The organism is Sphingomonas sp. AOB5, assembly GCF_029433115.1.
Classification (GTDB): Bacteria; Pseudomonadota; Alphaproteobacteria; order Sphingomonadales; family Sphingomonadaceae; genus Sphingomonas.
On sequence record NZ_JARNTV010000064.1, the window covers coordinates 1 to 20,165 of the forward strand.

A 20,165-nucleotide genomic window follows, 5' to 3' on the forward strand; every position below is an offset into this window, starting at 1 on the left:
CGGCCGGACTGCGCGCAGCGATCCGCAGCGCCGGCGGCGCGGGCGCGCACGGTCAACGAGCGGGAAGCGGGATTGTCGCCGTTCGGCTTTGCGGGGGATTGAGGGGCGCGGCGCGGGGCTCGTGTTGTGTAGATCAAGAATAAGAGTTAGATTTTCTGCTCTATCATTGGGATCTAACATGGCTCGACCTGAAATAGCAGGCCTCCGGACTTGGCCTAGAAACCTTAGTACTTCGCAGTACGGAGGCCTATCGACTTCACAGTATGGAGGTATGTCTACATCTCAGTATGGCGGGGCCTCGACATCGCAATATGGAGGTCTTTCCACCTCGCAATATGGAGGAATGTCGACCTCCCAATACGGCGGATTATCGAGTTCGCAGTACGGAGGATTATCAGCATCTCAATACGGCGGGCTTTCAACCTCACAGTATGGAGGGCTGTCGACTTCGCAGTATGGGGGTTTGTCCACGTCTGCGGGTGGGGGTATGTCCACTTCATCCAGTAATGTTTACCAAAGCAATATCCCGCCATGGCCGCATTTTCTTCGGGAGCTGGAATCACGTGGCTTGCATCAGGCCTCGGCGCTAATCAGGACGCGTTTACCGGATAGGCTTTGGCCTGAGAACTTCTTCCGCGGCTAGGTTGGTTGGAGGATTTGCTCCGATGTCTGCTGGCGTGAGCGCTAATAGGCGCTGGCGATCCGCATCTGCACCGTCACCTGATCGCCCAGCACGATCCCGGTTTCCTTGCGCACCGCGACCTTGAGCGGGAGCAGGTAGCCGCCGTCGCGGGGGAACAGCGAAGTGCGGAAGCCGGTGCCGTCGATCTCAGCCTGCACCGGCACGACGCCCCAGCCATAGCTGGCAAGCTGGGCGGCATAGCGGACTTCGCCGGTATGCTCCTCGGGCACCGCGACGAACACGAACGGAGCGGGGCCGCGCCATTCGAAGGCTTCGCCCGAGAAGCTGATGTCCGCGAGGATTTCGCCGCGAGGGATCATGCCAGCGTCAGGTAGATTTCGGCTTCGATCACCCAGTCGGCGCCGGTCTGCCGCCATTTGGCGGTATAGGCACCCGACGCGAACAGCTCACCGTTGGCGGCGGTGACGCCTTGCCAATGGCCATGTTCGAGGGCGATGGGTTCGACCGGAGAGGCGAGGATCGTGTCGGGCGTACGGGTGTAGATGGCGCGATCGGGCGAAGCGAAATTGGCCTTCCAGATATCGAGCTGGGCCTTGCGATCGGTGCGCACCGCGCTGTCGGTGCCGGTAACGACCACGGCATAGGGTGCGAGGATCGGGCGGATCGCGGCGAGATCGGCCTCGGCCAGCGCGCGGTTGAACGCGGCGCGGCGCAGGCGGATGGCGAGTTCGGGCGAGGGGTTCATGAGTCGCGGTTACAGCAGGGCGGGGCGCCGCGGGCAACCGGGCGGGTTGACCGGTGCACGGCCGCGCTTCAGGGCCGGACGCGAAACGAGTTGGGAGTAGATGATGCGCGGGTTCGGGATGACGCGGCGGGCGCTGTGCGGCGCGGGGCTGGCGCTGGTGGGCAGCGCGGCGTGGGGCAGCGAGCCGGAGCGCGACATCACGCTGGGCCAGGACTTCGACGAACTGTGGGAGACACTCCGCGACCGCTATTGCTTCTTCCACGAGAAGCGGACCGACTGGAACAAGGTGCGCGCGACCTACCGGCCGATGGCGGTGGCGGCGGAGTCGATCGATGATTTCACGGCGGTGCTGAAGCGGGTGCTGGTCGAACTCTATGATTCGCACACCAATCTGCGCAACGCGCCGGACGGAACGCCGCGGGTGCCGCCGTTCGATCTGGTGGTGGATGCCGCGGCGCGAGTGACGGCGGTGCAGGAAGGATCCTCGGCAGCGGATGCGGGCCTGAGCATCGGCGAGCGGATCGTGGCGGTGGATGGGGTGACGATGGCCGCGGCGGTGGCGCAGGCCTCGCCGCGCTGCCTGTCGCGGCCCGATCCGGCGGCATTGCTGTGGTCGGTCAATGCTGCGGTTTCGGGCCGGCGGGCGATGGCGCGATCGCTGACGGTGCAGTCCGCGGGCGGCGTGTCACGCGAGGTGGCGATCCCGCTGAAGCAGCGCGCGCAACAGCCCGATGTCGAGGGAAAGCGGCTGGACGGCGGGATCGGCCATATCGCGATCCGCAGCTTTGGCGAGATGGCGTCGATCGAGGCGTTCGACGCGGCGCTGGCAAGCCTGGCCGATGCGCCTGCGCTGATCCTCGACGTGCGCGGCAATGGCGGCGGCGACACGGCGGTGGCGCGGCCGATCATGGGGCGCTTCATCACCGAGCGGAAACCCTATGCGCGGATGCGGCGCCGCGCCGGACGAGGGTTGAGTGCGGCATGGACCGAATATGTCGATCCGCGCGGCCCCTTCACTTATGCGAAGCCGGTGATCGTGCTGGCCGATCACTGGAGCGGCAGCATGGCAGAGGGCTTTCCGATGGGGATGCGCGGGCTGGGCCGGGCGATAGTGGTGGGCACGCCGATGATGCAGCTCGGTGCGGCGGTGTTCCGCGTGGCGCTCGACCGCACGGGGATCGAGGCGCAATATTCGGCCGAGCCGGTCTATGACGTGGCGGACCGCCCGCGCTGGCTGATGCAGCCCGATGTGGCGGTGGCGGACGGGCAGGATTTGCTAACGGCTGCGCTGGCCGAAGCGCGGCGGCGGGCCGGCTGACTCTTGGTCTAGAGACTGGGGATCAGACCCCGGCGTCGCAGAGCAGGTCGAGCTGGTCCGGCGTGAGCACGAGGTCGAGCGCGGCGAGCAGGTCGTTCAGCTGTTCCACGCTGGTGGCGCTGGCGATCGGGCCTGCGATGCCGGGCTGGGCCATGACCCAGGCAAGCGCGATGGCGGCAAGGCTGGCGCCGGTTTCGGCGGCGACCGCGTCCATCGCAGCGAGCACCGCGGGACCCTTGCCCTCCATATAGGCGTCCATCCGGCCGCCGCGCACGCTCTTCCCCTTGTCGTCGGCGGCGCGATATTTGCCGGTCAGATAGCCCGAGGCGAGGCCGTAATAGGGCAGGCTGGCGATGTTGTGCGTGACGCACAGATCCTGCACTTCGCCTTCGTAGCGATGGCGGGTGACGAGGTTATATTCGTTCTGCAGCGCGCGGTAATGCAGCAGGCCTTCCTTCGTCGCGATGTCGAGCGCGGACTTCAGCCGGGCGGCGTGGAAGTTCGACGCGCCGATGCTGTGGACCTTGCCGGCATCGACCAGCTTGCCGAACGCGGCGAGGACATCGGCCTGGGGCGTGTCGTCATCGTCCTGATGGGCGTAATAGAGATCGATCCGATCGACGCCGAGCCGGGCGAGCGACGCCTCGGCCGCGGCGGCGATGCGCGCCGGGGCGAGCTTCTCGCCGCCTTCGCCGGGGAGCATGCCGACCTTGGTGGCGATCAGCACCTTGTCGCGCTTGCCCGATTGCTTCAGCCATTCGCCGATCACGGTTTCGGATTCGCCGCCTTGATGGCCGGGCACCCAGGCCGAATAGACGTCCGCGGTGTCGATCATCACATCGCCCAGTTCGGCGATGCGATCGAGGATGCGGAAGCTCGTCGCCTTGTCCGCGGTCCAGCCGAAGACGTTGCCGCCCAGCACCAGCGGGCGGAGCTTCAGGCCGGAGCTGCCGAGGGAGACGAGATCGCTCATTGCGCTTCCTGATCGTTGGCGGGTTCGACCGCGTTGATGTCGGTCGCCGCGGCGGCCTCGTCGAGCTGGCGGGCTTCACCGCGGGTGACTTCGCCGGGGCCGGGATCGCTGTCCGACTGGCAGGCGGCGAGGGCGAGCAGCGGAAGCAGGATCAGCGCGCGCATCCTATTCGTCGCCGCTGCCTTCTTCGGTCGCGGGATCGCCCGACGGTGCCGGGGCCGAAGCGGCGGCATTGTCGTAGCTGACTTCGGCATTGGCGAAGGCCTGGTTCACATCGTCGACCGCTTCGCCCATCGTATTGCTGTCGCCGCCGATCAGCTCGTTCGCCTCGAGCGCTTCGTTCGGCGCCTTCTTGCCGCAGCCCGACAGGCCGAGAGCAGTGAGGGCGAGGACGGGGACGAGAATGGCCTTGCGCATTTTGATCCTGACTTCGAAAGTGACGATCATGAGCTACAGCGCGGGCCGGAGGCGGGCAACTGCGTTGACCTGATATAAAGATATCTTTATATCTGTTTCCGACATGAATCAGGCTCTCGGCATCTTCCGCGCTCTGGCGGATTCGACGCGGTTGCGCATCCTTGCGCTGCTGCGTGCGATGGAGTTGTCGGTCGGGGAGCTGGCGCAGGTGCTGGGGCAGAGCCAGCCGCGCGTCTCGCGCCATGTGAAGATATTGTGCGACGCGGGTCTTGCGGAACGCCGCAAGGAAGGCAGCTGGGTGTTCGTCGCGCTGGGCGATGCGGGCCGGACCGCACCGGTGTTCGCGGCGCTGGACGCGTGGCGCGAGCCGAACCACTGGACGGTGGCGGACGAAGCGCGGCTGGCCGCGGTGCGCGCCGACCGGGCGAGTGCGGCGAACGAATGGTTCGAGGCGCATGCCGGGGACTGGGACGCGATCCGGTCGCTGCACGTCGCCGAAAGCGAAGTCGAGGCGGCGATGGGCCGCGTCCTTGGCGATGCACCGTTGGGGTCGCTGATCGATATCGGCACGGGCACCGGCCGGATGCTCGAGCTGTTCGCGCCGCGCGCCGAGACGGCGCTGGGGATCGACCGCTCGTCCGAAATGCTGCGGCTGGCGCGCGCCAAGCTGGCCGACCTGACCAATGCCGAACTGCGGCAGGCGGACCTGTACGCGCTGCCGCTGGCCGATGGCGGGGCGGATACCGCGATCCTGCACCATGTGCTGCATTTCGCGCAGCAACCGGGCGCAGCAATTGCTGAAGCCGCGCGGGTGCTCGGCGCCGGCGGACGGCTGCTGATCGCCGATTTCGCACCGCACGAGCGCGAGGAATTGCGGAGCAAGGACGCGCATGCGCGCCTCGGCTTCTCGGACGATCAGATCCTTGGCTGGTTCGAAAGCTATGGGCTGGCGCCGGTGCTGGTCGAGACGCTCGAGGGCGGGGAACTCACGGTGAAATTGTGGCTGGGTCGCAAGACCGGTCAGGGGGAAGAGAGAGTGAAGGCGGCATGAGTAAGAGCGTGGACCCGTTTGCGGCGCCGCTGTTCGCGGACGTGGCGGGCGATATCGATGTGTCGTTCGAATTCTTCCCGCCCAAGACCGAGAAGATGGAAGAGACCCTGTGGGATTCGATCCAGACCCTGTCGCCGCTGGGGCCGCGTTTCGTCAGCGTGACCTATGGCGCGGGCGGAACCACGCGTGAGCGGACCCACAACACGGTGGCGCGGATCGCGCGCGAGACGGCGATTCCGGCGGCTGCGCATCTGACCTGTGTCGAGGCGACCCGCGAGGAGATCGATCAGGTCGCCGAGGAATATTGGGCGGCGGGCGTGCGGCATATCGTGGCGCTGCGCGGCGATCCGCCACGTGCGGGCGAGAAGTACAGCACCCATCCGGGCGGGTACGAGAATGCCGCCGATCTGGTCGCGGGGCTGCGCAAGCTGCACCCGTTCGAGATTTCGGTCGCGGCCTATCCCGAATGCCATCCGGATTCGGAGCATGCGGTCGCCGATCTCGACAATCTGAAGCGCAAGATCGATGCGGGCGCCAACCGGGCGATCACGCAGTTCTTCTTCGAGCCGGAAACCTTCTTCCGCTTCCGCGACGATGCGGCGAAGGCGGGGATCACTGCCGAGATCGTGCCGGGGATCATGCCGGTGATGAGCTTTGCCGCGGTCACCAAGATGTCGGCGATGTGCGGCACCGACGTGCCCAAATGGATGGGGAAGCTGTTCGAGGGTCTCGACGATCATCCCGCGGCACGCCAGCTGGTCGCGGCGACGGTAGCGGCGGAACTGTGCCGCAAGCTTTATGCGGGCGGCGAGCGGGCCTTCCACTTCTACACGCTGAACCGCGCCGAGCTGAGCTATGCGATCTGCCACCTGCTCGGTGTGCGGCCCAAGGTGCCGGCGGAGCGCGTGGCGGCCTGAAGCCCCGAGACGGCCGGACCGTGAGGCCCGGCCGCGCGGATGCGCAGGATCAGGTGGTGGTGTAGTCGCCCTTGACCCAGCCGCTGCTGCCATTGACCCATTCGGTCGTGGCGTCGGACGCGGTGCAATAGACGCGGATATTGACGTTGCCGCCGCCATCGATCCAGACGGTTGCCGACACGTTCGATCCCGGTGCGCTGAAGCTGCCGGTGACCCAGCCATCGGTGCCCGTATCGTTGCAGCGTTCGATCACATTATAGCCATCGGTCGAATAGACGCGGATGTGCAGGCCGCTGCTGTCCATCCAGCTGATGACCGCGGTGCCGGTCGGGAAGTTTGGATTGTCTGACATGACCCCTCCAGGATGCGCCGCACGCGAATCATGCGGTCGTGGCGGGGTTGTCCGATGGCGGGCGGGCAGTGTCGCCAAGTATCGAGGCCAAGATGGTGTGATTCGCCCCCTCTTGCCGCTCGACCCGATCCGGGTAATCCTGCGCAAAATAAAAGGTGGGGATCGAGGATGGCGACGATAGCGGAAGGAGCGCCGCAGGCCGCGGCCGAACCGAGCACGAAGGACATGCGGCTGGTGATCGGCGCATCGTCCGCGGGCACCGTGTTCGAATGGTATGACTTCTTCATCTGGGGCACGCTGACCACCACCGGTATCCTGGGGCGGACCTTCTTTCCCGCGGACAATGCCGTGCTGGGCGATCTGCTTGCCTGGGCGACCTTTGCCGTCGGCTTCGGCTTCCGTCCGCTGGGCGCGATCCTGTTCGGCTATCTGGGCGACAAGCTGGGCCGCAAATACACCTTCCTGGTCACCATCACGCTGATGGGCATCGCGACCGCGGGCATCGGGCTGGTGCCCAGCTATGCCTCGATCGGCATGGCGGCGCCGATCCTGATCCTGCTGATGCGGATCGCGCAGGGGCTGGCGCTGGGCGGCGAATATGGCGGAGCGGCGATCTATGTTGCCGAACATTCGCCAGGCGGACGCGCCGGCTATCACACCAGCTTCATCCAGGCGAGCGTGGTCGGCGGGTTCATCCTGAGCCTGATCGTGGTGCTGGGCTTCAAGCTGCCACTGCCGGCCGATACGTGGAACGCATGGGGATGGCGCCTGCCGTTCCTGTTCTCGATCCTGTTGCTGCTGGTGTCGCTGTGGATGCGGCTGAAGCTCTCCGAAAGCCCGGTGTTCAAGGCGATGAAGGAGGCCGGGGAGACCGCGGCCAATCCGTTCGTCGAAAGCTTCACCTATCCGGGCAACTGGAAGCGGCTGATCGTCGCGCTGTTCGGCATTGCCGCGGGCCTGACGGTGATCTGGTACACCGCGATGTTCTCGGTCCTGTCGTTCCTGACCGGGCCGATGCGCGTGTCGCCGACTTCGGCGCAGCTGATCACCGGCGGCGCGGCGACTTTGGGCCTCGTCTTCTTCATCTATTTCGGCAGCCTGTCCGACCGGATCGGGCGCAAGAAGCCGATCGTGATCGGCTATGCGGTGACGCTGCTGGCGCTGTTCCCGCTGTTCTGGATCATCGGCGCTGCGGCCAATCCGGGGCTGGCCGAAGCCGCCAAGCGCGCGCCGGTGGTCGTCTCCGGCCCGGCGTGCAGTTACGATCCGTTCGCGGCGAAGCAGACCGAGGCATGCGGGCAGCTGCTCGACTATTTCTCGAAAAAGGGCGTGGCCTATACCAAGGCCCAGGCATCCTCGATCGATGTGACGGTGGGGACGGTGCGGGTGGCGGATACCAGCCCGACGGGTCTTGATGCGGCGCTGGCGGCGGCGGGCTACGATCTGGCACCGCAGACGCCTTCGCCCGCGAACATCGCGATCATCGTTGCGGCGATCGTGGCGCTGATGGCGCTTTCTGGGGCGACCTATGGTCCGGTCGCGGCCTTGCTGTGCGAGATGTTCCCGACGCGGATTCGCTACAGCTCGATGTCGATCCCATATCATCTGGGCACCGGCTATTTCGGCGGCTTCCTGCCATTCATCAGCCAGGCGATCGTGGTGAAGACCGGGGACCCTTATTCGGGCCTCTGGTACACCATGGCCGTGGTGGCGATGGCGCTGGTGGTGACCGCATGGGGCCTGAAGGACACGCGCGGGCAGATCCCCGCCTGAACCGGGTGGCGCAGGGCGGCGCGGGCCGCTAATCGCCGGGGGATGACGGCTTCCCCCCTACGCTTGCGGATCGATGGCGACGCGCTGGTTTCCAACTGGCGCGCGCTCGACCGGATGAGCGGAACCGCGGCGTGCGGCGCGGCGGTGAAGGCCAATGGCTATGGGCTGGGCGCGCCCGAAGTGGCGAAGCGGCTGGCGGCGGCGGGATGCCGCGATTTCTTCGTTGCGACATGGGCCGAGGCGGCGGAACTGGCGCCGCTGGGCGTCAGCGTATCGGTGCTGCACGGCGTGCGGGCCGAGGATCTGGCGAGCGTGGGCATCGCGGGTGCGCGGCCGGTGCTGAACACGGCGGAACAGGTGCGGCGCTGGCGCGAGGTGGGCGAGCCGTGCGATGTGATGGTCGATACCGGCATGAACCGGCTGGGCGTTTCGCCGGAGGAGATTGCCGACGGGCTGCTCGATGGGTTGGAGATCGAGACGCTGCTGAGCCATCTGGCCAGTGCGGACGAGGATTCTCCCCTCAATGCGCGGCAGCGGGACGCATTCGCGGCGCTGGCCGGGCGGACTTCGGCGAAGCGGATGAGCCTCGCCAATTCGGCGGGGATCGCGCTTGGTGCGGACTATGCGTTCGATCTGACGCGGCCGGGGATCGCGCTTTATGGCGGGATCCAGCGCGAGGCGCATGGCGGCGTGATCCGGCAAGTCGTGACGCCGCAGGCGCAGATATTGCAGCGCCGCCGGGTGCTTGCGGGCGAGTGCGTCGGCTATAATGCGACCTTCCGGGCGCCGGCCGATATGGACGTGGCGATCCTGAACATCGGCTATGCCGACGGCTATCTGCGCTGCTTCTCGGGCAAGGGCCGGGCATGGGCGGGGGACACCGAGCTGGCGGTGCTGGGGCGGATCTCGATGGACCTGACCGCGGTTGGCGTGGATGCCGCACCAGAGCTGGGCGAGGGCGACTGGGTGTCGCTGGACTATGACCTGCCTGCGACGTCGGCGCTGAGCGGTCTTTCGCAATATGAGCTGCTGACCGGGTTGGGGCGGCGCTTCGATCGGGTCTGGGGCTAAACCACCGGTTCACATTGGCGAAAGCCGCTGGGGCGTATCATCCTCCATTCCGATGGAATGGAGAGACCCCATGCGTGCTTTGCTTACCGCCGCCTCATTTGCCCTGCTGGCGCTGCCAGGCGTGGCGATGGCCCAAGACAAGCCCAATCCGGCGGGCGAGGCCGAACTCGCGAAGATGCTGGAAGGCCGCATCGCAGGCGCGCCGGTCAATTGCCTGTCGGTCAACCGGATGGACAACAGCACGATCGTCGATGGCACCGCGATCGTCTATCGCAGCGGATCGACGCTGTATGTGAACCGCCCGCGCGCCGGCGCCGAGCGGCTCGACAGCGACAATATCCTGCTGACCAAGCTTTCGGGCAGCCAGTTGTGCAGCGTGGATGCGGTCGACCTGCTCGATCGCAGCTCGCGTTCGTGGAACGGCTTCGTCTCGCTGGGGCAGTTTGTGCCGTACAAGCTGAGCACCGCAAGCAACTGAGTTCCTGCCGGCGGCGCTGACGGCGTCGCCGGGCTTGCTGCCCGGCTTCAGGGCATAAAAAAACCGGCGCCTCCCGAGGGAGACGCCGGAATTTTTTTGTCCGAGGACCGCGGCTCCGAAGAGCCGCGATCGATCAGAAGCCGGCGCGAGCCGAGATGTAGAACGTACGACCGCGGATGTCGTAGCCGCTGTACAGCTGCGCATTACCCGCGACGAAGTTCGAATAGTCCGCCGAAACGATCGGAGGAGCCGTGTCGAAGATGTTCCGGACACCGGCGGTGAGCGAGAAGCGCTCCATGTCGAACCGCACCGACGCCGTGTGCAGGAAGTAATCCGGCGTCTTGTAGTAGCGGAAGTTCGGGCCAAGAGCGGCGCTGACCGAAGTCGCGTACGCCGTCGAGTCCGTCGCATCGATCCATTCCACGCCGTAGTTCAGCGTGAACTGGTCCTTCTGGTAGTTCGCGCTGAACGTACCGGTCCACTTCGGGTTCTCGAGCAGGCCGACGAGCTCCAGGATCGCCTGGGTCGGCAGCTGACGCGAGTAGCGGCTGATGAACATCGTGGTCTGGGCGTTCAGGCGGAAGGTACCACCGAAAGCCTGACGTGCGTAGCGCAGGGTGAAGTCGATGCCTTCAACCTTCGCGTCCGAGATGTTCACGAAGCTCTGAACGACGGTCAGCGTACCGGTGCCCGGGCCGGTGTACGGCGTACGGGTGATCAGGCCGGTATCGCAGGTCGTGCGCTGCGGGTTCGAGTAGCACTGCGCCAGCACGTTGGCTGCCGAGAGCTGCGACACACCGTTGTCGATCTTCACGCGGAAGTAATCCGCCGCGAACGACAGGTTGCCGAATGCCTCGCCGAAGCGCGGCTCGAGCACGCCGCCGAAGGTCAGCGCCTTCGAGGTTTCTGCTTCGAGGCCGGCAGCCGCACCGCCGAGACCGATAACGGTCAGCGACGAGTTCTGGCTGAATGCACCGGCGCCCGGCAGGCCTTCTGCCGCGCAACGCGCCTGAACCAGCGGGTTCGAGCTTGCGTTATAGTTGTGGCACGGATCGTTCGTGTTCGCGAGGAAGCCCGAGGTCGAGCCAAGGAACTGCTCGTAGAGCGCCGGAGCGCGATACGAGGTGCCATAGCTGCCGCGGAACGAAACGCCGCGAACCGGCGACAGGATACCGCCGAACTTGTAGGTCCACTGACCACCGTACGAACGGTAGTTGGTGTAACGACCCGAACCATTGAGCGTCAGATTGTGGATGATCTGATCGTTCAGGATCGGCAGTTCGACTTCACCATAATATTCCCACACGCCATCGCTGCCGCGAGTCGGGGTGGACGAGGTGAAGCCATACAGGTTGTTGCGGACGCTTTCCGGCGACGGGGTGTCGTCGATGCTCGCTTCGCGCTGTTCGATACCGAGAGCCACCTGGACGCTGCCGCCGGGCAGGTCGAACAGCGGACCGTCGATGGTGAACGACGCGGTGCGCTCACGATACTTGGTCGTGCCGGTGACCGGATCGGTCACGAAGTCGAACCAGGACGGGAACAGCGAGCTGGCGCGGCCAGCAACGATGTCCGGAGTCAGCGACGGTGCGGCAACGCAGCCACCGACCGGGTTGGTGCAGACGAAGCCGCCGCCCGACGCCGTGACCTGCATCGACTGCGCGAGGCGGTCGGCGAGGATCAGGTCGCTGGTGTAGGACGAGTCCGACCACGACTTGCCGATGAAGAAGTCGTAGCGCCAGCCCATCGGCAGATCGCCGCGAACGCCGCCGTTCAGGCGGACGAAGTCGACGGTCTGGTAGTTGTTGTAGTTGCCGTAGCTCGAGAAGACGCGGATGCCGGTGGTGTAGGGCACCTGCGCCTGCGGCGCGAGGAACGCCACGCCGAACTGCAGGCTGGCCGGAACCAGCGGGCTGTTCAGCGGGTAGTCGAGCGTGAACTGGCGATGGCCGAGCTGCTCCGAGTTGCGGCGGTTGACCAGCAGATCGAGGTAGAACTCGGCGTTGCCGAGGATACCCGGAGTGTAGCTGACCTGACCGTAACCGGTGTAGATCTCGGTGCCCGCGATCACGTCCGAATTCAGCATGCGCGGATCGAACGTGTCACGGATGTTGGTGCTCAGCGTACCGCCGCCGACGCACTCATAACCCGGGACGAAGCCGCCGGCGCCCGTGGAAGGACGGAAGCGGTTGCAGATGCCGGTGTAGCCGCTCGGCACGCCCGGTGCCTTCGCAACGCTGGCGCCGCCGATGTTCGGCGTACCGATGGTGTTGACCGTGACGCCGCCGTTTTCGAGCGGGAAGCACTTGGCCTTGCCGGTGCGCGGATCGATGAAGTCGGCGCCGCCGTAGTCACCGGTAGTGCCATAGTAAGCGGTCGGGCAGCTTGCCCAGTCGATGTCGCCGACCTTCACCGGATCGCGGCTGAAGTATTCGAGCGAACCCGAGACCTTGAAGTCGCCGGTGGTGAAGCCGCCGACCAGCGAGTAGCGATAGGTGTTGCCAGCGCCGCGCTCGGCGATCTGGTGGCTGCCTTCGAGCGTGAGACCCGTGACGTTCTGCAGCGTCACGATGTTGATGACGCCCGCAACTGCGTCCGAACCGTAAACCGACGAAGCGCCGGTGTTCAGGACTTCGATGCGATCGATCATCGCGTTCGGCAGAACGTTAAGATCGGCCGAGCCGACCGAACCGCGCGAACCGGCCGGAGCGACGCGACGGCCGTTCAGCAGGACGAGGGTGCGGGTGGTGCCCAGACCGCGGAGCGAGATGGTGTTCACGCCCGGACCACCGGCGACGACGAAGCCGCCGTAAGTGTCGTTGATCTGGTCGGTACCGCCGGTGAACTGAGCCGACTGCAGGATTTCCGCGGTCGAGTTGAAGCCCGCTGCGGTCGCTTCACCCTTGGTGATCAGCTGGATCGGGTCGGCGCCGTTGAACTGGTTGCGACGGATGCGCGAGCCGACGACGGTGATCGCGTCACCTTCGGCTTGTTCCTGCTCGGCGGCCGGGGGGGTGGTGTCGCTGGACTGCGCCATGGCAACACCGGGGAACAGCAGAACCGTCCCCGCGAGCGCCGTGGCGCCCAGCAGATTCGAGATTTTCATTTAATACGCCCCATACAGGCGGGATGCCTGAAGGCTACACGTGACCAGCCTTGGCCTATCGATGCAAGTCACATCGCGCCGCAGCATGGGATTTGCTGCGGAACTGTTGCAGGAATGCGACACAGAAGTGCCGGAATGGGAGTTTTCCGAGACATTTACCGGCTTGCGCGTAACGATATTAGTCGTTGCCGCGCTGCGGCGAAAGGATATTTCGCGGGCCTTTTCAGCCCCTCCGAATCACCCTCGCTCGACGCACATTGCGATGCCCATGCCCCCGCCAATACACAGCGTGGCGAGGCCTTTCTTCGCGTCGCGCTTGCCCATTTCGTAGATCAACGTGGTCAGCACACGGGCGCCCGAGGCGCCGATCGGATGGCCGATGGCGATCGCGCCGCCGTTCACATTGACCTTCTCCGCGTCCCAGCCCAGCTCCTTGCCGACCGAGAGCGCCTGTGCGGCAAATGCCTCATTCGCTTCGATCAGGTCGAGATCGCCGATGGTCCAGCCTGCCTTCTCCAGCGCCTTTTTCGAGGCCGGAACCGGACCGATGCCCATGATCGACGGATCGACACCGACCGAAGCCCAGCTGGCGATCCGCGCGAGGACGGGGATGCCGCGCTTGTCGGCTTCGGCGCGGGTCATGACCACCAGCGCCGCGGCGCCATCGTTCAGCCCCGATGCGTTGGCGGCGGTGACGCTGCCATCCTTCTTGAAGGCGGGGCGCAGGCCCTCAATCCCTTCGATGGTGGCGCCGGCGCGGATATATTCGTCCTGATCGACGATCGTGTCGCCCTTGCGGCCCTTGATCGTGACCGGCGCGATCTCGTCCTTGAAGCGGCCCGAACTGCGCGCGGCTTCGGCGAGGTTCTGCGAGCGCACGGCGAACGCGTCCTGATCGTGGCGGGTGACCTGATATTGTTCGGCCAGATTTTCGGCAGTGATGCCCATGTGATAGCCGTTGAACACGTCGGTAAGGCCGTCCTTGATCATCGTGTCGACCAGGCTGAGATCGCCCATCTTGGTGCCGGGGCGCAGCGACTGGGCATGCGGGCTGAGCGACATGCTCTCCTGACCGCCCGCGACGACGATGGCCGCGTCGCCGGTGGCGACGGCCTGTGCCGCAAGCGCAACGGCGCGCAGGCCCGATCCGCAGACCTGCTGCACGCCCCATGCGGGCACTTCCTTGGGCACGCCCGCCGCCATCGACGCCTGACGCGCCGGGTTCTGGCCCTGCGCCGCAGTGAGCACCTGACCCAGAATGACTTCGGAAACTTCCTCGCCCTTCACGCCGGCCTGTTCCAGCGCGGCTTCGATCGCGATGCGGCCCAGCTCGTGCGCGGGCGTTGCGGCGAAGGCGCCGAGGAAGCTGCCCACGGGGGTGCGCTTGGCGGCAACGATGACGACGTCGGACGGGCTGGTCATGATAGCGACTCCAGAGATTTGGGGGCTATCTAGGGGGCCCGCCCGGTAGCGACAATGCCCGGGATCGTTCTAAGAGCCCCGCTGGCAAGGAGTGACGCGCAGCGCGTGCTGGTTGCCACGTGCGAGCGGCACGACGCCGTCCAGCGGGGCTCTTAGAACGACCGCTTCGCGGCGGGCCGAATTTGCCCCAGAGCTGCGTTGCTCGTCGGTCACGATGCATTTGCATCGCTCCGCTCCTCGCGCCTTGCCCTGAACCAAATTCGGCTCCGTCACGGGCGTTGTCGCTACCGGGCGGGCCCCCTAGTGCGCCGCAGCATCCTTAGCCAGTGGGCCAGCGGTTCCCAGAGTTGCGGGCGTGCGCGGCCGCCGACGATCATGCCGACATGGCCCATGTTGAGATCATGCCGATCGCCGAGCCGCGCGGCGGTGGCGGCGGGGACGATGCGATCGGTGAGCGAGACGAAGCCGATCGAGGGGCAGTCGAGATGTTCGGGGCCGACCGGCTTTCCGCCGATCTGCCATTTGCCGCGGCCGGGCAGATCGGCGGACAGGAACTCGTCGAACAATTGCCGCCCGGCACCGAAGGTCAGCGGGGCGCCGGCATTGGCCCAATCCTCCAGCGCGACGAAGCTGCGCGCCTCGGCGCTGCCGGGCTTGAGCCGCGCGAAACGCTCATACTTGGCGATGGTGCGCCGCGGATCGAGTTGCCAGAAGCCGGCCTGCAGCACCTCCATCGGCACCAGGCCGAGCGCGTCGCAGACCTCGAACGACTGATCCCAGAGTTCGGACATGGGCCCCAGCGCGTCGCCATAGCCATCGAAATGCCAGGGCGCGGCGATCGAGGCGACGCCCGCGACCGGCGTCAGGCAGGCGGCGGCGGTCGCCATCGTGCCGCCAAGGCAATAGCCGACCAAAGCCGGCGGCTGGTTTAGCGCGCGCAGCATCGGGACCAGCATATCCTCGATATGCGCCGCAACATCCTGGTTGCGATCCTGCGGCGTGGGGGTGCCCCAATCGACCAGCAGCGGACGAACGCCCTGCCGCGCCATCCAGCGCATCAGCGAATTGCCGCGCGAGAGATCGAGCACGACCGGCGGATTGATCAGCGACGGCACGAAAACCACTGGAATCCCGCTGCCGCCATAGTCGCGCAGGCAGGCGCGCCCGGCGCGGGCTGCGACCGGTTTCTCCTCCCGCGGGGCGGGGCGTTCAGCCTCCTGGTACGCCTTCAGACCAGCCAGCGCAGCAGCGCGCGCGTCCGGCGATGCTGCGGTTTCGCTGCGCAGCAGGCTCAGGAACAGGGGAAGGGGTCGCGGGCCGTGTTGCGCTGCGGAATGAAACGGTGATAGACGGGGGTCACTCACAGGGGCGAAGGTTCCAAATATGAAAAAGACGGCTCCCGGCGGCGGTCCGGTCATCATCAAGAAATACGCGAACCGCCGTCTCTATAACACGGAGACATCTTCCTACATCACGCTCGACCATCTCGCAGCGATGACGCGCGAAGGCCGCGACTTCAAGGTGGTCGACGCGAAGACCGAAGATGATATCACGCATAACGTTCTGACCCAGATCATCATGGAAGAGGAACAGCGCGGCCAGACCATGCTGCCGGTCAACTTCCTGCGGCAGCTGATCGCGCTGTATGGCGACAGCATGCAGGCGATGGTCCCGGGCTATCTGGAAGCGTCGATGGAGAGTTTCCGCCGCAACCAGGAACAGTTCAAGACTGCGGTCGAGGGCGCGTTCGCCAACTCGCCCTTCGCCGAGATCGCCAAGCGCAACATGGCGATGTTCGAAGCGGCGGCCAGCGCGTTCAAGCCGGGCAGCGCCGAAGCGATGGCCGCGGCAGCGGCTACCCCGCCTGCGCCCGAATCGGCTGCCGGTGGCGACGATATGGCGGCGTTGAAGGCCGAGCTCGCACGGCTTCAGGACAAGGTCGAGAAGCTGGGCAAGTGATCTTGGCGCTCGCGTTGCGGCGCGGGCGCTGACCGGCACGGAACCTCTGGCGCCTCTCGGCAATTGGTATAAATGACCCCTGCGAACGGTCCGCGCACAACGCGGGCCGTCGCACGCGTTTCTAACTACAGGAAAGACATCGACACATGGCAGGTTTCAAGCTCCCCAGTTTTCAGGACCGCCGGACGGCATCCGCCGAAGCGCGGCAGAAGGCGCTGGAGAAGCTGAAGGCCAAGCCTGCGGTCGATCCCGCGGTGCTGGCGGAGCGCACCGCCGCCCGACTGGCGAAGGAAGCGGCCGAAGCCGAAAAGCGCGAAGCGAAGAAGCGCGAAAAGGCCGAGGCCGAAGAGGCCAAGCGAATCGCCGCAGAGGAAGCTGCGGCTGCAGCGCTGGCAGCCGAACTGGCGAAGCGCCCCAAGGTTCGCACCGCGGCCGAGATGAAGGCCGCCCGCGACGCGCGCTATGCGGCGCGCAAGGCGAAGCAGTAAGCACCGGCTCCCGCCCCGCGGCGATCGCGGGGCAGGGCCGTGGGTGCGCTAGACGACCTTGCGGCCGGTGAAGAGCTGGATCAGGCCGACCACCAGCGCGATGACCAGCAGCAGGTGGATGATTCCGCCGGCGACGTTCAGGCTGAAGCCGAGCAGCCACAGCACGAGCAGGATGAGTACGATCGTCCAAAGCATTGCATACGCTCCGTTTGTCTTGTCGATACGGAGGGATAACGATGCGAGGGCGGCAACCGTTCCGCGTCTGCAACCGAAGGCAGGGCGATGGACCTCGATACGCTGATCCAGCATTATTTCGGAACGGACGATCCGGACACGCTGGACCCTGCGCAACTCGTGCTGGGCAAGGAGAAGCTGGCGGTCGATTTCGGCGTGGAGCGCGAGCCGAGCCGGCGCTTCGCGCTGTGGACGCTGATGGACGCGTTCGGTTTCGCCCCGCTGCCCGCCGACGCGTTCGAGAAGGAGCCGCGGCTGCGCGAGGCGGCCGATGCCTATCTGACCGCCGCGTGGCGGATCGAGCGGGACTAGTTCAGATTACCGTGCCCGCAGCGGGTCCCTGCTCATAGACCGGGATTTCGATCCGGGTGCCGGGATAGAGCGATTCGTCTTCGAACAGCAGACCGATATTGCGATTGTGGAGTGAGAGCAGGGGGGCGTCGGCCGCCGATCCCATCTCCGCTTCTGCGATCGATGCGAGCGTGTCGCCGACCTGGATCTCGTAGCTGCGCACGCTGTCCGGCACGCGCAGTTCGCGATCGTCGTCGGCACTCTTGGTTTCCGGCGCCGCGCCTGCGAGTTGGCCGTCCATCCCGGCGCCACGCCGGTCGATCGCTTCCCACAGCTTGGCGAGCGAGGGCGGGCGATAGGCGATGCCTTCGGGCAGTTGATCGGGGGGCGTCCGGAAACGGTGGATCAGCGATTCATGGATCGGCTCGTCGTCGGTGTCCGGAAAGCGGCGATCGGCCAGGCCGATGCCCATCAACCGGTCGCCGATCGACCATTTGCTCTTGCCGGTGACGTTGAACAGCTGGGTGCGGGGATCGGGACGGATCAGGTGGAGCGGCGACTGATCGTCGCGGTCGAAGACCAGATCCTGCATCTCCGCGCCGTGGAAGATCCATTCCAGCGCCGAATCCGAAAGCCCCCGCAGCGGCCCGCCGCCGCCGACAGCGCCATGGACACCGGGGAAGAAGAATTGTTCGTAGCGCGGCTTCTTTGCGTCGCCGTTGAGCTCGTCCAGATTGCTCCATAGCGCGGGCTCGAAGGTCTTGCGCTTCTCGTCCACCGCCACGGCATGCCGGGCACGCTCGACCACGCCGCTGAGGGTCGTGTCGTGGAAGGCGAACTTGCGGTTGAACAGGCGCGAGAGCAGTCGCAGATGCTGCGGCACGCCCAGCGCGCCGACCGTGTCCCACACGCCGAGATAGGCGATGCGCAGCTCGGTCAGGTCGGTGGATGCCTTGGGGTAGGTCCGCTTGCGCCATGCGAGGTCGCCGGGTAGGCACAGTTTCGGGCAATGCTTGAAGCGGAACTGGCGCGAGGCTTCGGAATTGGGCGACGCCTCCTTTGCGCGATTGGCATAATGTTCGACCGCGTCGCGGATATGATCGAGCGAGCGCCGCGAGATGATGCCGCAATTGCGTAGCAGCCCGACGAACGAGCGCGCGGTATAGGCGCCGCGGGAGAAGCCGAAGACGTAGATCTGGTCGCCCGGCTCGTAATTGAGCACGAGGAAGTGATAGGCCTCGATGATATTTTCGCGCAGGCCATGGCCGAGGATGCCGCCGGTCCAGCGCGAGGTGGTCGTGGTGCCGACGCCCTCGTCATAATAGATGATCTGCGGCACGCCCTTGTCGTCATAGCGCGAGATCGACTGGGCGACGCGCGCGACATTGGTGGGATGATCGCCGTCGATCTTGTTCCAGGTTCCGTCGAAGCAGAATGCGATGCGCTTGGCCATGCCCGTTCCCCCAAGTGGCGGACCTGCATAGCATTGCAGGGGCGCTGGCGGGAAAACGAAAGCGGCCGATCTGGAGCGAATCTAGCGGGTGCGTTTCAGGATCTCCGCGCAGGCGGCGGCGATCTGTGCCGCATGGGTCAGATGGAGGAAGCGGCCGCCCTGGTCGATCGGCAGCACCGTCGCGCCGGGCAGGGTGGTGCGCCAATGCGCCTCGGCTTCGGCGAAGCGATAGAGCGGATCCTGCTGGCCATACACAATGGTCCAGCCGCTGCCGTCGGTGAGTGCGGGCGGGCGGGCGCCGCCGCCATGGGCGAGGATCTCGTTGAGGAAACCGTGCATGCCCAGCGCCGACTGGCGGCCGGCGCGGACGATGGTGGCGAGTTCTTCGGGATCGTCGAGCGCGGCGAGATCGACGGCGCTGCCCGCGACGCTCTCGCGCATCATCCGCCCGATCGCCTCGGACGAGGTGCGATGCGCGAGCAGGCGCGTGAAACCGGCGGCGAGGCGGGGATTGTCGAAGAAGAGCTTGCGGCCCGCACCCATCATTCCGCTGCGTACCCGGTCGAGCTCGACGGGCGGATCGGGGCCGAGCAGCACGCCGCCGCGGATGCGATCCGGCATCGCGCCGGCCGCGGTGATCGCACCGGTGGCGAAGCCGCGCGCGAGCAGCAGCGCCTGATCGATGCCCAGCGCGTCGAGGATCGTTTCGATATCGTGGGTGGCGGTGCGGTACGGATCGCCCTCGACGAAATCGGTGAGGCCGAAACCGGCGCGGTCGAACGCGATCGGGCGCAGGCCTGCTGCCTGTAGTGTCGCAATGAAGCGGGCGGAAATGGCGCGGCCCATCACGTTGACGTGCAAGATGACGACCGGGAAGCCGCCGGACGGACCGTGATCGGCCACCGCGATCCGGCCGGGCGCCCAGCCGCGCGGGATCAGCTTGAGCGGATCGTTGACTGCCTGGCCGATATTGAGCGCGACGTCGCAGGCGGTGGCGAGGCCGGCCAGCGCCTCGACCTCGGCGACGATGCGCGCCAGATCGACCGCGGCTTCGATCCCGCAGGCGAGATAGACGATCTTCAGGTCGGCCTTCACCGCATGTTCGGAGACGCCCATCGCCTTCGCGACTGCCGGGCGCGTACCGCCATGAGCGATTCCGCGTGCGGCGCGGGCCTGACGCTCGGTCAGGTCGAACAGGTCGGCGAACAGCCGGTCGACATTGGCGGGTGCGCGCAAGTCTCCGGCGGCGAGGCGGAAGGCTTCGCGGACGAGATCGGTCTGACGCTTGGCACCGCATTTCTCCATCGCGCTGGCGATCTGCTTGCGCGCGGTCTCGTGCGCGATGCCGAGGCTGCGTGCGGCGCCGGGAAGATCGCCCGCGCGAGCGAGCGCGGCGACCAGGCGGGTTTCGGACAAGGTCCAGCCATGGACGCGGGCGATGCGTTCCCAGCCGCCCGAATCGGGGCGGAAGGCG

The 20,165-nt window shown here is 66.2% G+C and carries 21 protein-coding genes; 9 read left to right on the plus strand and 12 right to left on the minus strand.

What is annotated here, in order from left to right; all coding sequences use genetic code 11:
* Positions 1–684: 684 nt before the first annotated feature.
* The gene (locus tag P1X14_RS18385) at positions 685–1,002 is read right to left on the minus strand and encodes a DUF1905 domain-containing protein (protein WP_277316876.1); all 318 of its coding nucleotides are present in this window, start codon (positions 1,000–1,002) and stop codon (positions 685–687) included.
* Positions 999–1,388 (minus strand): nuclear transport factor 2 family protein, encoded by a 390-nt coding sequence (locus P1X14_RS18390; protein WP_277316877.1) that lies wholly within the window; start codon positions 1,386–1,388, stop codon positions 999–1,001. The genes P1X14_RS18385 and P1X14_RS18390 overlap by 4 nt, the downstream gene beginning before the upstream one ends.
* A gap of 103 nt (positions 1,389–1,491) precedes the next feature.
* On the opposite strand from P1X14_RS18390, the gene P1X14_RS18395 reads away from it, so the two are divergent.
* Complete coding sequence (locus P1X14_RS18395; RefSeq protein ID WP_277316878.1) at positions 1,492–2,706, plus strand: S41 family peptidase; 1,215 nt, start codon at positions 1,492–1,494, stop codon at positions 2,704–2,706.
* 22 nt (positions 2,707–2,728) lie between these two features.
* Here P1X14_RS18395 and P1X14_RS18400 read toward each other — a convergent pair whose 3' ends face one another.
* The 3 genes from P1X14_RS18400 to P1X14_RS18410 are packed head-to-tail and all read right to left on the minus strand — an operon-like array spanning position 2,729 to position 4,126.
* Positions 2,729–3,679 carry an aldo/keto reductase gene (locus P1X14_RS18400; protein ID WP_277316879.1) on the minus strand — a complete coding sequence of 317 codons (951 nt, stop codon included), beginning with the start codon at positions 3,677–3,679 and terminating at the stop codon, positions 2,729–2,731.
* Entirely contained in the window at positions 3,676–3,843 is a 168-nt protein-coding gene (locus P1X14_RS18405; protein ID WP_277316880.1) for a hypothetical protein, read from the minus strand. Before P1X14_RS18405 ends, P1X14_RS18400 begins: the two co-directional genes overlap by 4 nt.
* 1 nt (position 3,844) lies before the next feature.
* Positions 3,845–4,126, minus strand: coding sequence for a hypothetical protein (locus P1X14_RS18410; protein ID WP_277316881.1), 282 nt, complete (start codon positions 4,124–4,126; stop codon positions 3,845–3,847).
* Positions 4,127–4,199: 73 nt separating this feature from the next.
* On the opposite strand from P1X14_RS18410, the gene P1X14_RS18415 reads away from it, so the two are divergent.
* Both P1X14_RS18415 and metF read left to right on the plus strand, forming a co-directional pair.
* A complete protein-coding gene (locus P1X14_RS18415) occupies positions 4,200–5,147 on the plus strand; it encodes a metalloregulator ArsR/SmtB family transcription factor (RefSeq protein WP_277316882.1) in 948 nt (315 codons plus the stop codon).
* The gene (gene metF, locus P1X14_RS18420; RefSeq protein WP_277316883.1) at positions 5,144–6,064 is read left to right on the plus strand and encodes a methylenetetrahydrofolate reductase; all 921 of its coding nucleotides are present in this window, start codon (positions 5,144–5,146) and stop codon (positions 6,062–6,064) included. The genes P1X14_RS18415 and metF overlap by 4 nt, the downstream gene beginning before the upstream one ends.
* A gap of 49 nt (positions 6,065–6,113) precedes the next feature.
* Here the strand turns inward: metF and P1X14_RS18425 are convergent, their stop codons facing one another.
* Positions 6,114–6,416, minus strand: coding sequence for a hypothetical protein (locus P1X14_RS18425; protein ID WP_277316884.1), 303 nt, complete (start codon positions 6,414–6,416; stop codon positions 6,114–6,116).
* A 168-nt stretch (positions 6,417–6,584) separates the two neighbouring features.
* Between P1X14_RS18425 and P1X14_RS18430 the strand changes: the two genes are divergently transcribed.
* The 3 genes from P1X14_RS18430 to P1X14_RS18440 all read left to right on the plus strand — a co-directional run bounded on the left by P1X14_RS18430 (position 6,585) and on the right by P1X14_RS18440 (position 9,738).
* Complete coding sequence (locus tag P1X14_RS18430) at positions 6,585–8,189, plus strand: MFS transporter (protein ID WP_277316885.1); 1,605 nt, start codon at positions 6,585–6,587, stop codon at positions 8,187–8,189.
* Positions 8,190–8,231: 42 nt separating this feature from the next.
* On the plus strand, positions 8,232–9,260 hold the full coding sequence (gene alr / locus P1X14_RS18435) for an alanine racemase (protein WP_277316886.1): 1,029 nt from the start codon (positions 8,232–8,234) through the stop codon (positions 9,258–9,260).
* 70 nt (positions 9,261–9,330) lie between these two features.
* Positions 9,331–9,738, plus strand: coding sequence for a hypothetical protein (locus tag P1X14_RS18440; protein WP_277316887.1), 408 nt, complete (start codon positions 9,331–9,333; stop codon positions 9,736–9,738).
* A gap of 133 nt (positions 9,739–9,871) precedes the next feature.
* Here P1X14_RS18440 and P1X14_RS18445 read toward each other — a convergent pair whose 3' ends face one another.
* From P1X14_RS18445 to P1X14_RS18455, 3 genes are all read right to left on the minus strand, one after another.
* Entirely contained in the window at positions 9,872–12,844 is a 2,973-nt protein-coding gene (locus P1X14_RS18445; protein WP_277316888.1) for a TonB-dependent receptor, read from the minus strand.
* 237 nt (positions 12,845–13,081) lie between these two features.
* Entirely contained in the window at positions 13,082–14,266 is a 1,185-nt protein-coding gene (locus P1X14_RS18450; protein WP_277316889.1) for an acetyl-CoA C-acetyltransferase, read from the minus strand.
* Positions 14,267–14,550: 284 nt separating this feature from the next.
* The gene (locus P1X14_RS18455) at positions 14,551–15,381 is read right to left on the minus strand and encodes an alpha/beta hydrolase (protein WP_346770463.1); all 831 of its coding nucleotides are present in this window, start codon (positions 15,379–15,381) and stop codon (positions 14,551–14,553) included.
* Between the two features lie 268 nt (positions 15,382–15,649).
* Here P1X14_RS18455 and phaR point away from each other — a divergent pair, with 268 nt between their 5' ends.
* Both phaR and P1X14_RS18465 read left to right on the plus strand, forming a co-directional pair.
* Positions 15,650–16,225 carry a polyhydroxyalkanoate synthesis repressor PhaR gene (phaR, locus tag P1X14_RS18460; protein ID WP_277316890.1) on the plus strand — a complete coding sequence of 192 codons (576 nt, stop codon included), beginning with the start codon at positions 15,650–15,652 and terminating at the stop codon, positions 16,223–16,225.
* A 146-nt stretch (positions 16,226–16,371) separates the two neighbouring features.
* Positions 16,372–16,713, plus strand: a complete 342-nt coding sequence (locus P1X14_RS18465; RefSeq protein WP_277316891.1) for a DUF6481 family protein — start codon at positions 16,372–16,374, stop codon at positions 16,711–16,713.
* A gap of 48 nt (positions 16,714–16,761) precedes the next feature.
* Here P1X14_RS18465 and P1X14_RS18470 read toward each other — a convergent pair whose 3' ends face one another.
* On the minus strand, positions 16,762–16,908 hold the full coding sequence (locus P1X14_RS18470) for a lmo0937 family membrane protein (protein WP_277316892.1): 147 nt from the start codon (positions 16,906–16,908) through the stop codon (positions 16,762–16,764).
* 87 nt (positions 16,909–16,995) lie between these two features.
* Here P1X14_RS18470 and P1X14_RS18475 point away from each other — a divergent pair, with 87 nt between their 5' ends.
* Positions 16,996–17,259, plus strand: coding sequence for a hypothetical protein (locus P1X14_RS18475; RefSeq protein ID WP_277316893.1), 264 nt, complete (start codon positions 16,996–16,998; stop codon positions 17,257–17,259).
* A 1-nt stretch (position 17,260) separates the two neighbouring features.
* Here P1X14_RS18475 and P1X14_RS18480 read toward each other — a convergent pair whose 3' ends face one another.
* Positions 17,261–18,691 carry a DUF2235 domain-containing protein gene (locus P1X14_RS18480; protein WP_277316894.1) on the minus strand — a complete coding sequence of 477 codons (1,431 nt, stop codon included), beginning with the start codon at positions 18,689–18,691 and terminating at the stop codon, positions 17,261–17,263.
* A gap of 81 nt (positions 18,692–18,772) precedes the next feature.
* A partial coding sequence (locus tag P1X14_RS18485) for an alpha/beta fold hydrolase (protein ID WP_277316895.1) occupies positions 18,773–20,165 on the minus strand: 1,393 nt, incomplete at its 5' end.

Coding starts and splice junctions, on each gene's coding strand:
- alr (WP_277316886.1), top strand. CDS start 8,232: ATGACGGCTTCCCCCCTACGCTTGCGGATCGATGGCGACGCGCTGGTT.
- phaR (WP_277316890.1), top strand. CDS start 15,650: ATGAAAAAGACGGCTCCCGGCGGCGGTCCGGTCATCATCAAGAAATAC.
- P1X14_RS18475 (WP_277316893.1), top strand. CDS start 16,996: ATGGACCTCGATACGCTGATCCAGCATTATTTCGGAACGGACGATCCG.
- P1X14_RS18480 (WP_277316894.1), bottom strand. CDS start 18,691: ATGGCCAAGCGCATCGCATTCTGCTTCGACGGAACCTGGAACAAGATC.
- metF (WP_277316883.1), top strand. CDS start 5,144: ATGAGTAAGAGCGTGGACCCGTTTGCGGCGCCGCTGTTCGCGGACGTG.
- P1X14_RS18450 (WP_277316889.1), bottom strand. CDS start 14,266: ATGACCAGCCCGTCCGACGTCGTCATCGTTGCCGCCAAGCGCACCCCC.
- P1X14_RS18465 (WP_277316891.1), top strand. CDS start 16,372: ATGGCAGGTTTCAAGCTCCCCAGTTTTCAGGACCGCCGGACGGCATCC.
- P1X14_RS18445 (WP_277316888.1), bottom strand. CDS start 12,844: ATGAAAATCTCGAATCTGCTGGGCGCCACGGCGCTCGCGGGGACGGTT.
- P1X14_RS18425 (WP_277316884.1), bottom strand. CDS start 6,416: ATGTCAGACAATCCAAACTTCCCGACCGGCACCGCGGTCATCAGCTGG.
- P1X14_RS18390 (WP_277316877.1), bottom strand. CDS start 1,388: ATGAACCCCTCGCCCGAACTCGCCATCCGCCTGCGCCGCGCCGCGTTC.
- P1X14_RS18415 (WP_277316882.1), top strand. CDS start 4,200: ATGAATCAGGCTCTCGGCATCTTCCGCGCTCTGGCGGATTCGACGCGG.
- P1X14_RS18400 (WP_277316879.1), bottom strand. CDS start 3,679: ATGAGCGATCTCGTCTCCCTCGGCAGCTCCGGCCTGAAGCTCCGCCCG.
- P1X14_RS18405 (WP_277316880.1), bottom strand. CDS start 3,843: ATGCGCGCGCTGATCCTGCTTCCGCTGCTCGCCCTCGCCGCCTGCCAG.
- P1X14_RS18385 (WP_277316876.1), bottom strand. CDS start 1,002: ATGATCCCTCGCGGCGAAATCCTCGCGGACATCAGCTTCTCGGGCGAA.
- P1X14_RS18470 (WP_277316892.1), bottom strand. CDS start 16,908: ATGCTTTGGACGATCGTACTCATCCTGCTCGTGCTGTGGCTGCTCGGC.
- P1X14_RS18440 (WP_277316887.1), top strand. CDS start 9,331: ATGCGTGCTTTGCTTACCGCCGCCTCATTTGCCCTGCTGGCGCTGCCA.
- P1X14_RS18430 (WP_277316885.1), top strand. CDS start 6,585: ATGGCGACGATAGCGGAAGGAGCGCCGCAGGCCGCGGCCGAACCGAGC.
- P1X14_RS18395 (WP_277316878.1), top strand. CDS start 1,492: ATGCGCGGGTTCGGGATGACGCGGCGGGCGCTGTGCGGCGCGGGGCTG.
- P1X14_RS18410 (WP_277316881.1), bottom strand. CDS start 4,126: ATGATCGTCACTTTCGAAGTCAGGATCAAAATGCGCAAGGCCATTCTC.